This is a genomic window from Exiguobacterium sp. UBA3968 (assembly GCF_002385115.1).
GTDB lineage: Bacteria > Bacillota > Bacilli > Exiguobacteriales > Exiguobacteriaceae > Exiguobacterium_A.
Genome location: NZ_DGCW01000005.1, coordinates 1,977,523 through 1,992,501, shown reverse-complemented (window position 1 = coordinate 1,992,501; position 14,979 = coordinate 1,977,523). Strand labels below are relative to the sequence as shown.

The following is a 14,979-nucleotide window of genomic DNA, read 5'->3' as shown; positions in this document are numbered from 1 at the left end:
CATAATTCCATCTAATCCGGGTATTAGTAAGAAAGACCTAGAGGGAGGAACGATGATGCGCACATGGATAGCAGGAAGTCTAGCACTTGGTTTGATCTGTAGTACGGTACCAGTCAATGCGATCGAGAAAAAAGAGACGATTCGTCCTGCGACATTGGCGAAAGCAAAAGAAGTACCAGCCTTCTCGAAACAAGCGGGGAGTGCCTTAACAGGACGATTTGATTCAAAAGGATTAGCAGTCTGGTATTTTGACGCGAAGGATTTTGTCGCGAAAGGTACACACTTCGAGTTCGAGCTTGATTACAACACGTACGGGACGATGTTCGCAAGTAAAGCGGACGCCGAAGCGGGACGGGTCTACAATCGTTATTACCAAGTCACGGACGATACGCTCTACTTCCCGCTCAGTTGGAGTGGGCGACAGTACTTAGTGCTCGAAGGGTACCCGGGCGACCGTTATTCTGTTCCCACCTACATCTCACGTTACGAACCCATCGAGGAATCGATGACGGCAGCCGTTCAATCGGTCAAACCGGCACTGCTCGTGCAGACGCGCTCAGGTGCAATGCGAGCGCAAGCCTTCGGCGCCTTAAAAGTAGAGTCGGTCGCGTCAGAGCTTCGAATCGAGCGACTCGTCTATGCTTCCTATGCGGAAGCGAAAGCAGCGCAACAGAAATTCGAACGCTCATCAGCTGTCGCGTTCGCAGAGTTCGATGCACCAATTCAAGCATTCGGCGTCGATGCCTATCAGAAATATCAATGGTCCTTGCAGAATACGGGGCAAAAGAAAGGTCTCAAAGGGGCGGATATCGGTTTCGTCGCCATGCAAAAACGGATCAAAGGTAAAAAGTTATCTGCGACCAAAGTCGCAGTCCTTGATTCTGGTATCAATCCGAGTTACGCCGACTTCGCAGGGAAAGTCCGCATGGATCTTGGCTATGATTTCATCAATGGCGATAAGAGCGCCTGGGATGATAACGGACATGGCTCGCATGTCGCTGGGGTCATTGCAGCTGGAGGAAATAACACATACGGGATGACAGGCATCAATCCGATGGCGACGTTGATTCCGATCAAGGTCCTCGATGAGTCAGGGGCTGGTTCAGTGTCAGGACTCGTCAAAGGCATTCAGCATGCGACGAAACAAGGTGCTCGGGTCATCAACATGAGTCTCGGTGGGAGTTCCTCTTCGAAATCGATTGAGTCGGCATTAGCCGCAGCGGTCAAGAAGAATATCCTGATCGTTGCAGCTTCCGGGAACGAAGGGCGTGGAACGATTGCTTATCCGGCTCGTTCGAAATATGTCTTGTCGGTCGGGGCGACAGGACGAAAAGATACGAAAGCCTCGTTCTCGAACTACGGGACGGGACTCGACCTTGTCGCACCAGGTGTCTCGATTCCAAGCTACCTCGCAGATGGGGAGTTGCTGTACGGTAGCGGAACCTCGATGGCGACGCCACACGTCGCTGGTGTCGCGAGTCTCTTGATCAGTTTGAAGCCGTCTTTGAAGGCAAGCAGTGTCGAAAGCATCCTCAAGAAATCGGCAAAAGATCTTGGGAAAAAAGGCTATGATACGAGCTATGGTGCTGGTCGGTTGAACGCCGATAGCGCCGTCAAACTGATTCCTTAAATCATTAAAGAAGTCCTGTGCTGACAGGGCTTCTTTTTTTCGGTCCATTCATTGATTGATTGATGGAGGTAAAAAGAACTAGAAAAATCAATTTTTTCCATTATAATGAAAAAGGATACATGAATGAAGGAGTGAAATCATATGAAAAAGATCATCGTCAGCGCTCTCCTCGTGAGTGCATTTAGTACATATACGTTGGATACAACGGAAGCGGCGACAACGGCTAAAAAAGTGCCAGCCATCGAAGCGAAAACGAAAAAAGGCTATATCAAAGGGAAGTTCGATGCAAGTGGGAAAGCGTTGTTCTATTTCGATACGAAAACCTATCTTGCCGGCGGAACACACTTGAAGTTCGCCTTCGATGCTTCCAAAAAAGCGACGGTTTACACGTCGCAGACGGAATACAAACAAAAAGATCCATATGCGCGGTATGCGAATAGTAAAAAGACACTCTTTTTCCCACTGACGTGGAGTGGGCGACAATACATTGAAGTGACGGGGGCGAAGAACAAAGCTTTTACGATTCCCTATAAACTCGAACGCCTCGAACCCATTCGTGAATACGCGACCAAATCGACGACGACCGGACAAGCGACGAGTCTCGTCATCCGTCTGAACGGGGCGACGAAAGCGAGTACGTTATCACGGACGTCGCGCGCCGCTCATCACGAAACGATCGACAACACCTTACGACTTGAGAAATTCTCTTACAACAGCTTCATTCAAGCCGTAGCTGCGAAACGACAACTCGAACAAACGAAGGGCGTCCGGTACGTCGAACTCGATCAACCGATGAAGTTACTCAGTACGGATCCGTTCCAGTCCGTCCAGTGGGCGTTAAAAAATACCGGACAACGCGGTGGTGTCAAGGGAGCGGACATCGGTTATCAAGCGATGGTCAAGCGGATTGCGAATAAGTCACGTTCGACTGTCCGTGTAGCGGTCGTCGATACGGGCATCAATCCAACCTATGCGGATTTCGCTGGACGCGTCCGGATGGATCTCGGATACGATTTCGTTCATAAGCGCCAGCTTGCTTATGACGATCATGGACACGGGACCCATGTCGCCGGTGTCATTGCCGCAGCATCGAACAATGGCTACGGAATGACAGGGATCAATGATCGGGCGAGCATCATTCCGATTAAAGTCATCTCACGCAATAACTATGCTTCGAACTCGAATATCGCGAAAGGCATTCTGTTTGCCGTAAAACAAAAGGCGAAAGTCATCAACTTAAGTCTTGGCGGTGGCGGTGTTTCCCTCGCGATTGAAGATGCCTTGGCGGAAGCGCGTAAAAAAGGAATCTTCGTCGCAGCAGCAACTGGCAATGAAGGTGCACCAAAACTGTCCTATCCGGCACGCTCGAAATATGTTTTCTCAGTCGGGGCGACGAATCGATTCGATAAACGAGCATCGTTCTCGAACTACGGCGAAGGACTGGATCTCGTCGCACCAGGGCAAGACATCGCGAGCTACTTACAAGACGGCGAATCCATCTTCTGGAGCGGGACATCGATGGCGACACCGCATGTCGCGGGTGTCGCAAGTGTCCTCTATAGCTTGAAGTCAAGTATCAAAGTGACGGACGTCGAATCGATTCTTCGTAAGTCAGCGAAGGACCTCGGCAAAAAAGGTCGCGATACGACGTACGGGTATGGGCGCTTGAATGCCGATCGCGCCGTCCAGCTCGTGAAATAAGGAAAGTAGGTTAAACGATGAAACGTATCCTATGTGTCCTTCTGATTGGTGTCCTCTGTATAAGCGGAACACTCGAAGGACAGGCAGCATCAAAAGAAGAACAGCAAACATTAAACGATTATCGGAAGTTGAAGTTCGGACTGACACTGACACAAATCGCAAAAGTCGTCTACGGTTCATCATACAAGGAACATCTAATACAAAAGAATGGTGCAACGGTCTTGAAGCAAAAAGCGAATTGGGCGAAGCAGGATAAAGGATACCGGTCCCGGTCGTATTCATTCGTGGATCAGTCGAAGACCCTTCCGAGTCGGACGACACTTGAGTTCTATACGAAGAAAAATGGAAAAACGTATTATCTCGCACAAAAAACGATTCAATTTTTAGCGGATACGAATACAGGACTTCGGGAGAGCACGCGGACACTGAAGCATGTGACGTATGTTCAGGGAGATGAGACAGAAGAAGAGCTCGACGCACTGTTGTCAGGAAAAGGGTTAGGTCAGGTTGGAATGCGCTGGTCATGGGACTTTACATCCGTTCAGACGAAACAGGAACGAAAAGAGTATAAGTATAAGGGACGGATCAAGATTTATATCTTCCAAAGCTCTAATCCAAAGAAGCAAATCGATATGACGATGAAGTTCGATGATCAGCAGAAACAATATAAGGTCAACAACTATAGACTCATTCCGATTGAAGTCCCTAAAACAAAATAAGCAGACAATCATGTCTAATAGTCATCATGAAGGAACAAGGAGAAAGGAAACATCAAAATGAAAGTACTCGTAAAACTGATCGTTCTCGTAATCATGCCGATGTCGGTCTTGATTCCGAATATGACATCGGCAGCATCCAAAGAAGCACTGCAAATCAAGCAAGAGTACAAAACACTCAAATTCGGCATGACGCTGACGGAAGTCGCGAAGACGATGTACGGAAAAGAGTACCGAAAGTACATCAAGAAAAAAGATGGGAGAGTCGTCTTTACGAAAAAACCGGGCACGGCCGGTAACGAACAAGGTTATCGGTCCCTCGGATATGTACTGGATCGTCCCTCTAAAAACCTTCCAACAACAACACTTCTTGAATTTAGTACGAAACAGCATCAGAAGACATATTACCTGACACAAAAAGCTCTGTACTATCAAGGCGATACGGAGAATGGCTTGTACGAAAATAGCCGGACCGTTGTGAAACCGTCGGCACTCCGCCATGGAATGACAGAGAAACAGCTTAATCAACTGGTGACAGGTAAAAAGCTCGGACAGGTGTCGATGTATCTGAGCTGGAACGTTTCATCCGTCATAAAAAAAAGTCCGATGAAGAATGGACGCTATAAAATCTATCAATTCCATCGACCACATTCGAAAAAAATGCAGGTCGTCACCTTGTCATATAACACGAAGAAAAAGCGATATGAGGTTGACACAGAAATCGGGATTTCATTGAAGTACGAAAAATGAATAATGATGATTCATAGAGTCATCAAAGAGAGAAGGAAGCAGGTATGAAGCGCATCATCACGTGGTCATTCTGTTTAGTATTACTGCTTGGTTTGTTTGTTCCAAGAACAGTATCCGCAGCGACGAAAGCCGAGGCGATTGCGACAAAACAATATCGTGCTTTAAAACCGGGGATGACGGTAGAACAAGTCGCTAAAGTCCTCTATGGCAAGACGTATAAAAAGCAACTGAAGATGAAAAACGGTTCACAAGTTTTACGATTGAACACAGAAATTGAAATGGAGGAATGGGATCGGAACGTTCTTCTCTATGATCTCGTGAATCGAAAAGTTGAATTCCCGTCAGCAATCGGTGTCCTGATGTTCATGACGGAGACGGGTGGAACAAAGTACCGGCTGACGATGAAACAGATGGAGTTCAAACGTGACACGGCAGCAGGCTTCCGGACGAGTGATCGTAAACTGGTCAAAGGTGCGAAAATCAAGAACGGATTGACAGAACAACAAGTGGATCGATTATTGACTGGGAAAGGACTCGGAGCATTCGGAACACTTGGTCAAGCTGATACGACATCTGTTCTTGGGAAAACAGAAGTTAAAGCAGGGAAAGCGACAATCATTCATACGAAATCATACGTTTTTCCAACAGCAACGAATCAGTGGCAGTATGTCTTTTTCATCTATGACGCCAAAAAGAAAACGTATCGTGTCGAAAGTCACGATCGGTATTAAAAAGGAGCTTGGAATATGAACACGACATTCATGAAAATCACGGTAGCGACAATCATCGCGGGATCAACACTCTTTAGTGGAACAGCATCTGCTGCGTCGAAAGTCGAGACAGCGGCAACGAATCAATACAAAGCACTCAAAGCGGGTATGACGATGGAGCAAGTCGCAAAAGTCTTATACGGTAAAGATTACAAAAAGCAATTAACGACTAAAAATGGTTCACAAGTATTGAAGACAAAAGAAGAGTTAAAAGACGTTGAAGATAAACGTAAGGAAATTTATTACGAAATCTATGATCGGAAGGCAAAAATTCCTCCGACGTTAATATCACTCGGTTTCATGACGAAAAAGAATGATTCCGTATATCGTCTTATTTCAAAACAAGTCGAAATGGGACGGAATACATATTCCGAGTATCGCGAGAGTACACGGAAGTTAAACGCAGGCGCTAAAATCAAAACGGGAATGACGGAGAAACAACTCGATGGTGTGCTCTCGGGTTCTGGTCTTGGTGAATGGGCTGGATTGCTTGAGGAAGACGCACGAAGCGCCTTCAGTGCAAAAGAAATCAAAGCCTATGAGATTGAAGCGTTTAAAGGAAAACTGTATGTCTTCCAAAAATCGACGAAATCACGCGTTTACGTTGAGATGAGCTATGACACGAAAAAGAAAACCTACGTTATTGAAAATCACGAGACATTCTAAAAAGGGGATAGGAAGATGAAAAAGACATTTACGAAATTGGCTGTAGCAGCAGTCATCGCAGGATCGACACTTTTTAGTGGAACGGCATCAGCTGCAACGAAAGTCGAGACAACAGCAACGAATCAATATACAGCACTTAAAGCGGGTATGACGATGGAACAAGCAGCAAAGGTCTTGTATGGAAAAAGTTATAAAACACAACTCATTAAAAAAAATGGTTCAACGATGTTGAAGAAAAAAGCGGCTTTGACTTCAAATGAAGAGGGGAAGAAAATCGCCAACTACCAATTCTTCGATACGAAAGCAAAAGTACCACCAGTGACGACGGATTTGACGTTTGTAACAAAAAAGAAGGATCCCGTTTATCGCTTGGTGATGAAGATTATCAATATCACAGCAGATACGAAGCTCAAGGCGCGTGAAAGTAAGATGCAACTCGTAAAAGGCGCGAAACTAAAAGAAGGCATGACAGAAAAACAGTTGGATGCAGTTCTGACAGGAAAGGGTCTCGGAGATTGGATGACTCTGATGACATTCGATTTCACAAGTATTGCTACGAAGAAAGAAATCAAAGACGGCATAGCGGGTCCGGAATCGATAAAAGCCTACGTCTTCCAAACAACGGATCCTAAAAAACGAATGATTGTGAATCTCGACTATAACAGTAAGAAAAAAGTTTTTGTAGTATTCGATTTTGAAAAGGTTTCGGCTAATTCACCACTCTATTAAGTCTTTTCAGAGGTAAAGAGTCTACTTTGTAGTAGTCTCTTTTTTTCATCTTTTCCCGTTTTTGACAAATTACGCTCAAATTTCGTTATACTCAGGCTGTAAGTCTTGTCATACACAACCGATATTAACGAGAAGCAAAACACAGAAGGGAATGGACGCAGTTGGAACGAGTAAAGAAAAAACGTAAGGTGAAAAAACGCTGGACGCCACTGAAAATCATGCTATTAATTGCACTTGTCCTCATCGTCGGTGTCGGCGGATTCATCGGCTATACATATTATCAAGTCGACCAAACGGTCAAAAAAATTCAGTCACCGGTTAAGAACACGGGAGACAAGGTCGTTGAAGATCAAAAGCCGGTCTCGGTACTATTACTCGGTGTCGACCAACGACCAGGCGAGCGGGGTCGTAGTGACTCAATCATGGTCATGACACTGAACCCGACACGAAACGAAAGTCGTTTGATCAGTATTCCTCGAGATACAAAGGTCGATATTGTCGGTCATGGAACGAACGATAAAATCAACCATGCTTATTCATTTGGTGGACCGGAAATGGCGATCAAGACTGTCGAAAAGTTCCTCGATATTCCGATCAACTATTATGCAGAAATTAACATGGAAGGATTCACGTCTTTAGTTGATGCAGTCGGTGGTGTGACGGTCAATAACGACATTGACTTCAAAGTAGGAGCAACTCATTTCCCAGTTGGTAAAGTCAATTTGGATGGTGAATCCGCATTGAAGTTTACACGGATGCGTTATGAAGATCCACGTGGTGACTTTGGTCGTCAGATGCGACAACGGGAAGTCATCGCCCAAGTCGCAAACAAATTGTCGTCCGATGTATCGGTCAGTAAATTCAATGCGATCATGGACGTCGTCGGGAAGAACGCTCAAACAAATGTTTCGTTCAAGCCGATGCGGACACTTGCTTTTGACTACATGGATGCCTTCCGTAACCAAAAGAACTTGAAACTCGAAGGAACGGGTGGAAAAGAAGGCGACGGAATCTATTACTGGCACCCAACAGAGGATTCACTGAAAGAAACACAAACGGCATTACGCTATTCACTTGATATGGAATGAACAAAAGCACCGAATCCGTTAGGTTCGGTGCTTTTCGTTTAGAACGATTGTTCAGCTAGACGAATTCGGCTGATTGTTCCGTCTTTCGCAAAACGCTGAAGACGATATGAATTACTCGTGACGAGTCCTGTCGTGTCAGTCTCTAGTTGAAGTGGAGCGAGTGAGGCTAATTGCTCATTCGTAATGTTCGTCTCCGTCCAGTCAATCGCGATGACTTTGTTGTCCTTCAAGACAAAGAAATGCTTTCCGTAAAACAGGTAGTCATGCAATTCATCATTGAAGGTCCGATCGGCTGGTCCGTAAAGACTATTTAGTTCTTCACTACTTTTGCCGATAAGGTCAATGAGGGTTCCGGTAATGAAGCTCGTATCAAGGTTATCGTTTGCCCACGTCAAAAGTGCTTCGTCAGCAAGCGGTTCACCCTCGAGTCTCTTTGTTGTATCGGACGTTTTGATAAATCCAGTTAAATCATCTGATAATTCAATTTCAGTCACACCGTCTTTTTTCTTGACGATACGATATCCATCACCGAAGTCAGCTTCGTAGAGTAATGTCGTCATTGCTTCTTCTCGGTAGATGTTACTTGAACGTGTTTTAACATACAAAACGTCACCAACAGCTGCAGTGTCTTTTGTTGCTTTTGGTTTCTGTTCTTTCGTTTTTTCAACCGTGACTGGTTTTTCAACAGTGGCTTTTGGTGTCGTATCTGCAGAATCTGCGAAGTATTTTGAGTAGAGATATGTTCCACCAGCGCCAAGTAAGAAACAAAGAATCAACAGTGCGATCCATCCCCAAGGCAATGGTCGCTTTGCTCCAGCATGCATGAATTCTTTCTCTTTTTTGCGGCGTTTTGGTTCCGGTTCGCGATGACTCCGTGAGAGCGTTGGAAGTGGTTCTTCTTCCTTGTTCGAAAGTGGACCATCTTCGTCCAAAATTGGACGAGCAACTAATGTACCGTAAAAGTCAGCTAATGTCGCATGATGTTTTCCGGCGAGGAATGCATTCCATTCATCGACCGTGACGATATCTTCGTCATAAGGAATTAGTGGCGGTTGACCGGTGATTCGGATCATTGTATCCGTCAAGGATTCGGTCGAAGCCAGACTCGAACGAATTCGTTCATGAAGTCGTGCGATATCCTCCTTCGAGTGGGATGTATAGAATTGTAGCGCTTGTAACGAGCGATGCATAAAGAAATTCCTCCTATGTCGAGATACGGAAATGAATGTAAAAAGTAACAATTCATCTTTTATTATACGCAATGTTTTTCAATAAACGTATGACATTTCCTAAAAAAACATCAACCATTTCCCAAATATTTGTTATACTGAGTCCTAGTTGATGTAGGAAAGTCACTGAATTAGACAAATAAAGGAGAATAATTAGACCATGAATGAAACGATTAGCTTGCAGGAATTATTTTCGATTTTACGTAAATCGTTCTGGCGCATCTTGGCGTTGACGATCGTCGCCGCTCTCATCTCATTTGCCGTCAGTAGCTTTTTAATTAAACCGACGTATCAAGCAGGAACACAGATTCTTGTCACTCCAAAAAAACAAGAAAACGAAGTCATTGATGCACAGTCCGTCCAGTCGTCTGTCACATTGGTTAATACATATCGGGTCATCATCAAAAGCCCAGCGATTTTAGAACAGGTTCAGAAGGAAGTTCCGAACGCACCGACAAATGTAGCTGCATTAAATAATATGGTTACGGTCGAAAGTGAACAAAACTCACAGGTCATTAATGTCTCAGTCCAAAGTACGGATGCAGCACTCGCATCAAACATGGCTAACTCGATTGCAGAGGTCTTTAGTTCAGATGTTCAAAAATTAATGAGCGTTGATAACGTTACTGTCTTGTCGAAATCAGGCATCCCGACGTCACCCGTTAGTCCGAATATCATTTTAAATACAGCGATCGCTGCAGTCGTCGGATTCTTACTCGGTGTCGGACTTGCCTTCTTACGCGAAGTACTCGACCGTCGCATCCGGACAGAAGAGCAGGTCCAACAAATTCTTGATCTCCCGGTACTCGGTAGTATCCCTGATATCGATAGCAAAGTATTCAAGTCATCGTCAAAAGCAGCAAAACGAGAGGCGGTCCAACAACATGGCTAAGAAGAGCAAAATGAATAAAGACGCACGGAAACTGATTACGGTCACGCAACCGAAGTCGCCTGTTGCTGAGCAATACCGGACGATTCGGACGAATATTGAATTCATGGCTGTCGATCGTGAGATTCAAGCGATTCTTGTCACCTCTGCAACACAAGGTGAAGGAAAATCAACGACGTCATCAAACTTAGCTGTCGCCTATGCGCAACAAGGGAAAAAAGTTTTGATCATCGATACGGATATGCGTCGTCCGACGGTCCATTATACGTTCCGTGTAGCAAATGGTCTCGGACTTTCGAGTCTTTTGACACGCCAAGCGGAAAAAGAAAAAGCGATCTTGCCGACAAAAGTCGATAACCTATCGATTTTGACAGCCGGTCCGATTCCACCGAACCCAGCGGAGCTTTTGTCGTCACGGGCAATGGAGCATCTTGTTGCACAACTACGCGAAGAATTCGACATCATCATCTTTGACGCACCACCATTACTACAAGTCGCCGATAGTCGAATTACTTCAAAATTAACCGATGGTGTTGTCCTTGTCGTCGGTTGTACGACATCTGATCGTCAACGCGTCTTAAAAGCGAAAGAACAGCTTGAACTGGCCGAAGCGAAAATTCTCGGTGTCGTCTTGAACCGTCGTGAACTGACGGATGATTCAGCATACCAATACTACTATTCCTATGAGTGAGGGACATCTATATGGTTGATATCCACTGTCATATTTTGCCGCTCGTCGATGACGGTCCGGCTAGTGTCGAACACGCGTTACAGTTAGCCGAACAAGCCGTTGCAGAAGGGGTGTCGCGGATCATCGCGACACCACACCTCTATCACCCACAATTCGAAACAGAAGATGTCGATGTGAAGCTCACCGTCGATGAATTCAATGTCTTGTTGAAACAACGTGATATTCCACTAACCGTCTATCCAGGTCATGAGATCCGGTTGATCGGTGAGTTGATGGAAGCGTTAGAAGCAGGGCAAGCGCTGACACTGAACGATTCACGCTATATTTTGATCGAGTTTCCGTCAAGCGGGATTCCATCGTATGCACGCCAAGTCTTTGCAGAATTGATTTCTGATGGTTATATTCCCGTTGTTGCCCATCCGGAAAAGAACAAGACGATTATTCAGAATCCGTCATTACTGTTTGAATTGATATCAAACGGTGCCATCAGTCAGGTGACGTGTGCTAGTTTGATCGGCAAATACGGAAAGGATGTCCAGCGGTTTGCGATTGCCTTGCTTGAGAATGGATTAGCCCATCTTGTTGCAAGTGATGCGCATCATCTCGAGAAACGTCCATTCTATTGGAAACAATGCGAACGGATGCTTGAGAAAACATTCGAAGATTGGTTGATCGATGAAATTTATGAAAACAATGAAGCCGTTCTCTTGAACCAACTCGTGACAATCAATCCCCCGAGTCCTGTCGAGAAGAATTGGAAAGGGCAGTGGGTATAACATTTTTTGTCAAGGTGAGGAAAAGAGAGTGAATTGACACTCTCTTTTTTCTATGTTAACGCTTACATTATGAAATTATGGAAAACTTTATGGAAAACAGCATGTTTCCTGTGTTATTGTATTTTACGTAAAGAATGGAATGTTAGATATAATTTGGGAAACTGAAATTATATATAGGAGATGATTATGTGATTAAAGTAAAAAAGGCAGTTATTCCAGCAGCTGGGCTCGGAACACGTTTTTTACCGGCGACAAAAGCGATGCCGAAGGAAATGTTACCAATCGTTGATAAACCAACGATTCAATACATCATTGAAGAGGCAATCGAGTCAGGAATCGAAGATATCTTGATTATCACCGGTAAAGGGAAACGCGCAATCGAAGATCATTTTGATTCCGTACCGGAGCTAGAAGCAAACCTGATTTCGAAGAATAAATCAGAATTACTTTACTTAGTCGAAGAGACAACGAAGATTAACATTCATTTCATTCGTCAATCGAAACCAAAAGGTCTTGGGGATGCGATTCTTCAAGCGAAAGCATTCGTTGGCAATGAGCCATTCGTTGTCATGCTTGGTGATGATATCGTGCAGGCTGAAGTTCCGTGTACGCGACAGTTAATCGAACAGCATGAAATCACGAATAGTTCAATCATCGGTGTGCAGCCAGTTCCTGAAAAAGATACGCACCGATACGGCATCGTCGATCCAAGCTCGAGCATCTCAGAGCAATTACATAAGGTAAAGTCTTTCGTCGAAAAGCCAGCTCCAGGAACAGCTCCATCAAATTTAGCGATTTTAGGGCGTTATCTACTCACGCCAGAAATTTTTAAGTATCTTGAAACACAACAAGTCGGATCAGGTGGCGAAATTCAATTGACCGATGCGATTACACGACTCAATGAAATGCAACGGGTCTTTGCTTACGAATTTGATGGTAAACGGTATGATGTTGGTGAAAAATTAGGATTCATTCGGACGACACTCGAATTTGCACTAAATCGCGAAGACTTAGGATCGGAAGTGGCAGAGATGATGGAAGAACTACTAATTGAATATAAATAAGGAGAGATTTTATGGAAACCTTAGAAAAGAAAGAAAATGAGTTGATTTCTGAGAAACAAATTGTGAATAGTTCATTTGATTTAAAAATTAGTACTATAAACAATATAGTTGAAGTTGAAAATCATGAGATTTATGCACAAAAATTAGTGTTCACGATTACCAAAAGATCAATTGATATAATCTTATCTGTTATTTTACTTTTAATAACACTGCCTTTAATTATTTTGTTTGGTTTATTAATTAAATTAGAAAGCAAAGGTCCAGTATTTTATTCTCAAGAAAGACTAGGGACTAATGATAGAATATTTTCAATTTATAAGTTGAGATCTATGTATAGTGACGCTGAAAAAAATGGAGCTATGTGGGCAAAAGTAAATGATGAAAGAGTAACAAAAATTGGACTTTTTATTAGGAAAACTCGAATAGACGAATTACCTCAACTTTATAACGTTATAAAAGGTGAAATGTCTTTGATTGGTCCAAGACCTGAAAGAAAGGTATTTGCGGATGAATTTATTCAATTAAACAATGAATTTTCAAAAAGAACAGCAGTTAAACCGGGTCTCACGGGACTTGCACAAGTTCATGGAGGTTATGATTTAACACCTTTTGAGAAACTTGATTTAGATTTAAAGTATATAAAAAAAAGAAATAGCAAAATGGAATTTCATATTTTTTGTTACACCATTAAAGTAATTATTACTGGAGAAGGTGCAAGATAGTTATGATAGAAAATTTAGTGTCAGTAATTATGCCATCATATAATAGTTATTCGTACATAGAAAAAAGTATAGACTCTGTAATTAATCAAACCTATGAAAATTTTGAATTGATTATTGTGGATGATAAATCAGATATAGAAACTATTAATTATCTCAAAAAAATTGAAGATAGTGATCATCGAATTAAAGTAGTATATTTGAGTGAGAATTCTGGGGCTGCAGTTGCTCGGAACAAGGGAATGGAGTTTGCAAAAGGTAGATTCATTGCATTTTTAGATTCAGATGATTTATGGGTAGATAAAAAATTAGAACAGCAACTCTCTTTTATGAAGAGTAATCATTACGCTTTTTCTTTTACAAGATATTATAGAGTAAAAGAGAATGGTGAAAAAATAAATGAAATAGAGGTACCTAAATCCATAAATTACAATGAGTTACTCAAAAATACAATTATTGGTTGCTCTACTGTGATGATTGATAGGAAGTATGTTGAAGATACTACTATGCCTTTAATTAGAAAAGGACAAGATACTGCAACATGGTTAAAAATATTAAAAAAAGTACCTTTTGCATACGGATATAATAAGGAATCACTAACAATCTATACTGAAAGAAGTGGATCGATTTCTTCTAACAAATTAAAAGCTCTTAAAAGAACGTGGTATATATACAGAAATATTGAGAAAATCAACTTCTTTAAATCACTTTTTTATTTTTCTCACTATATTATCAATGCTTTTAAAAAAAGGTTGAAAGTATAAAAAGATGGGTGAATCAAAATCAATGTCTATTAAAGTTTTAGTATCAACAATGAACTTAAAAAATTATATTCATGACCAGATGAATATAAACTCAGCAATAATAATAAATCAATCTCAAAATATTATTGATCAGCATTCAGAAAGAATTAAGTATATTAATGTAAATGAAAGTGGCTTAAGTAAAAGTAGAAATTTAGCAATTGCAAATTGCAACTCAGACATTAGCATAATTACAGATGACGATGTGATTTTTAATGATAATTATGAATCAATAATTAAAAAAGCTTATAAAGAAAACCCAATTGCTGACGTTATAGTTTTTAGAGTCAAAAGGGTAGGAGGAAGAAATAAAAAATATAAAAATAAAAGTAAGAAAATAAATAAATGGACTATAATGAAAGTTTCTTCTGTAGAGATTACATTTAAAACGAAAAAAATCAAAGAAAATCATATAAAATTTAATGAAAATTTTGGGGCTGGCTCTAAGTTTTTGATGGGAGAAGAGAATTTATTTTTAAAGGACTGTCTTGATAGAAAACTTAATATAATATATTTACCAATAGAAATTGCAACAGTTGATATGAGCGAATCTTCATGGTTTGAAGGGTATAACGACAGCTATTTAAGTGCTAAAGGTGCTGTATTTAAGGCTCTGTACCCTAAAGTATGGTTTATTATTTCATTACAATTTTTAATTAGAAAAAATAATCAATTTAATGTAACCGTTAAAAATTTTTGGGGAAAAGCTAACTTGATGAGAAATGGCGCTGATTTATATAAAAAAGGAAATTATTAAA

At 42.1% G+C, this 14,979-nt stretch carries 16 protein-coding genes; 15 read left to right on the top strand and 1 reads right to left on the bottom strand.

Features of this window, described 5'->3' with window-relative positions:
- The first annotated feature begins 55 nt into the window (after positions 1 to 55).
- The 8 genes from B3S86_RS11965 (at position 56) to B3S86_RS11930 (ending at position 8,050) form a co-directional block, all read left to right on the top strand.
- Positions 56 to 1,630, top strand: coding sequence for a S8 family peptidase (locus tag B3S86_RS11965; RefSeq protein ID WP_290752901.1), 1,575 nt, complete (start codon positions 56 to 58; stop codon positions 1,628 to 1,630).
- Positions 1,631 to 1,771: 141 nt separating this feature from the next.
- Positions 1,772 to 3,331: a S8 family peptidase gene (locus B3S86_RS11960; RefSeq protein WP_290752898.1), complete on the top strand. Its 1,560-nt coding sequence runs from the start codon at positions 1,772 to 1,774 to the stop codon at positions 3,329 to 3,331.
- Positions 3,332 to 3,348: 17 nt separating this feature from the next.
- Positions 3,349 to 4,050, top strand: a complete 702-nt coding sequence (locus tag B3S86_RS11955; RefSeq protein WP_290752895.1) for a hypothetical protein — start codon at positions 3,349 to 3,351, stop codon at positions 4,048 to 4,050.
- Positions 4,051 to 4,107: 57 nt separating this feature from the next.
- Positions 4,108 to 4,797, top strand: coding sequence for a hypothetical protein (locus B3S86_RS11950; RefSeq protein WP_290752892.1), 690 nt, complete (start codon positions 4,108 to 4,110; stop codon positions 4,795 to 4,797).
- A 44-nt stretch (positions 4,798 to 4,841) separates the two neighbouring features.
- Positions 4,842 to 5,528, top strand: a complete 687-nt coding sequence (locus B3S86_RS11945; RefSeq protein ID WP_290752890.1) for a hypothetical protein — start codon at positions 4,842 to 4,844, stop codon at positions 5,526 to 5,528.
- A gap of 15 nt (positions 5,529 to 5,543) precedes the next feature.
- Positions 5,544 to 6,233, top strand: coding sequence for a hypothetical protein (locus tag B3S86_RS11940; RefSeq protein ID WP_290752887.1), 690 nt, complete (start codon positions 5,544 to 5,546; stop codon positions 6,231 to 6,233).
- A gap of 15 nt (positions 6,234 to 6,248) precedes the next feature.
- On the top strand, positions 6,249 to 6,962 hold the full coding sequence (locus B3S86_RS11935) for a hypothetical protein (protein WP_290752884.1): 714 nt from the start codon (positions 6,249 to 6,251) through the stop codon (positions 6,960 to 6,962).
- Between the two features lie 161 nt (positions 6,963 to 7,123).
- Entirely contained in the window at positions 7,124 to 8,050 is a 927-nt protein-coding gene (locus B3S86_RS11930) for an LCP family protein (RefSeq protein ID WP_290752881.1), read from the top strand.
- A gap of 38 nt (positions 8,051 to 8,088) precedes the next feature.
- Here the strand turns inward: B3S86_RS11930 and B3S86_RS11925 are convergent, their stop codons facing one another.
- Positions 8,089 to 9,240, bottom strand: a complete 1,152-nt coding sequence (locus tag B3S86_RS11925; RefSeq protein ID WP_290752878.1) for a hypothetical protein — start codon at positions 9,238 to 9,240, stop codon at positions 8,089 to 8,091.
- A gap of 199 nt (positions 9,241 to 9,439) precedes the next feature.
- Here B3S86_RS11925 and B3S86_RS11920 point away from each other — a divergent pair, with 199 nt between their 5' ends.
- The 7 genes from B3S86_RS11920 to B3S86_RS11890 all read left to right on the top strand — a co-directional run bounded on the left by B3S86_RS11920 (position 9,440) and on the right by B3S86_RS11890 (position 14,978).
- Positions 9,440 to 10,171, top strand: a complete 732-nt coding sequence (locus B3S86_RS11920; protein ID WP_290752875.1) for a YveK family protein — start codon at positions 9,440 to 9,442, stop codon at positions 10,169 to 10,171.
- Positions 10,164 to 10,859 carry a CpsD/CapB family tyrosine-protein kinase gene (locus B3S86_RS11915; protein WP_290752872.1) on the top strand — a complete coding sequence of 232 codons (696 nt, stop codon included), beginning with the start codon at positions 10,164 to 10,166 and terminating at the stop codon, positions 10,857 to 10,859. Before B3S86_RS11920 ends, B3S86_RS11915 begins: the two co-directional genes overlap by 8 nt.
- An 11-nt stretch (positions 10,860 to 10,870) precedes the next feature.
- Complete coding sequence (locus tag B3S86_RS11910; protein ID WP_290752869.1) at positions 10,871 to 11,635, top strand: tyrosine-protein phosphatase; 765 nt, start codon at positions 10,871 to 10,873, stop codon at positions 11,633 to 11,635.
- A 191-nt stretch (positions 11,636 to 11,826) separates the two neighbouring features.
- A complete protein-coding gene (galU, locus tag B3S86_RS11905) occupies positions 11,827 to 12,699 on the top strand; it encodes a UTP--glucose-1-phosphate uridylyltransferase GalU (RefSeq protein WP_290753291.1) in 873 nt (290 codons plus the stop codon).
- Positions 12,700 to 12,710: 11 nt separating this feature from the next.
- The gene (locus tag B3S86_RS11900; RefSeq protein ID WP_290752866.1) at positions 12,711 to 13,421 is read left to right on the top strand and encodes a sugar transferase; all 711 of its coding nucleotides are present in this window, start codon (positions 12,711 to 12,713) and stop codon (positions 13,419 to 13,421) included.
- Positions 13,422 to 13,423: 2 nt separating this feature from the next.
- A complete protein-coding gene (locus tag B3S86_RS11895; RefSeq protein WP_050678201.1) occupies positions 13,424 to 14,182 on the top strand; it encodes a glycosyltransferase family 2 protein in 759 nt (252 codons plus the stop codon).
- A gap of 4 nt (positions 14,183 to 14,186) precedes the next feature.
- Positions 14,187 to 14,978 (top strand): glycosyltransferase family A protein, encoded by a 792-nt coding sequence (locus B3S86_RS11890; protein WP_290752861.1) that lies wholly within the window; start codon positions 14,187 to 14,189, stop codon positions 14,976 to 14,978.
- The last annotated feature ends 1 nt before the right edge of the window (position 14,979 follow it).

Bases quoted from the DNA above. Each gene is read 5' to 3' on its own strand.
- B3S86_RS11965 (WP_290752901.1), top strand. From the start codon at position 56: ATGCGCACATGGATAGCAGGAAGTCTAGCACTTGGTTTGATCTGTAGT.
- B3S86_RS11960 (WP_290752898.1), top strand. From the start codon at position 1,772: ATGAAAAAGATCATCGTCAGCGCTCTCCTCGTGAGTGCATTTAGTACA.
- B3S86_RS11955 (WP_290752895.1), top strand. From the start codon at position 3,349: ATGAAACGTATCCTATGTGTCCTTCTGATTGGTGTCCTCTGTATAAGC.
- B3S86_RS11950 (WP_290752892.1), top strand. From the start codon at position 4,108: ATGAAAGTACTCGTAAAACTGATCGTTCTCGTAATCATGCCGATGTCG.
- B3S86_RS11945 (WP_290752890.1), top strand. From the start codon at position 4,842: ATGAAGCGCATCATCACGTGGTCATTCTGTTTAGTATTACTGCTTGGT.
- B3S86_RS11940 (WP_290752887.1), top strand. From the start codon at position 5,544: ATGAACACGACATTCATGAAAATCACGGTAGCGACAATCATCGCGGGA.
- B3S86_RS11935 (WP_290752884.1), top strand. From the start codon at position 6,249: ATGAAAAAGACATTTACGAAATTGGCTGTAGCAGCAGTCATCGCAGGA.
- B3S86_RS11925 (WP_290752878.1), bottom strand. From the start codon at position 9,240: ATGCATCGCTCGTTACAAGCGCTACAATTCTATACATCCCACTCGAAG.
- B3S86_RS11920 (WP_290752875.1), top strand. From the start codon at position 9,440: ATGAATGAAACGATTAGCTTGCAGGAATTATTTTCGATTTTACGTAAA.
- B3S86_RS11915 (WP_290752872.1), top strand. From the start codon at position 10,164: ATGGCTAAGAAGAGCAAAATGAATAAAGACGCACGGAAACTGATTACG.
- B3S86_RS11910 (WP_290752869.1), top strand. From the start codon at position 10,871: ATGGTTGATATCCACTGTCATATTTTGCCGCTCGTCGATGACGGTCCG.
- B3S86_RS11900 (WP_290752866.1), top strand. From the start codon at position 12,711: ATGGAAACCTTAGAAAAGAAAGAAAATGAGTTGATTTCTGAGAAACAA.
- B3S86_RS11895 (WP_050678201.1), top strand. From the start codon at position 13,424: ATGATAGAAAATTTAGTGTCAGTAATTATGCCATCATATAATAGTTAT.
- B3S86_RS11890 (WP_290752861.1), top strand. From the start codon at position 14,187: ATGGGTGAATCAAAATCAATGTCTATTAAAGTTTTAGTATCAACAATG.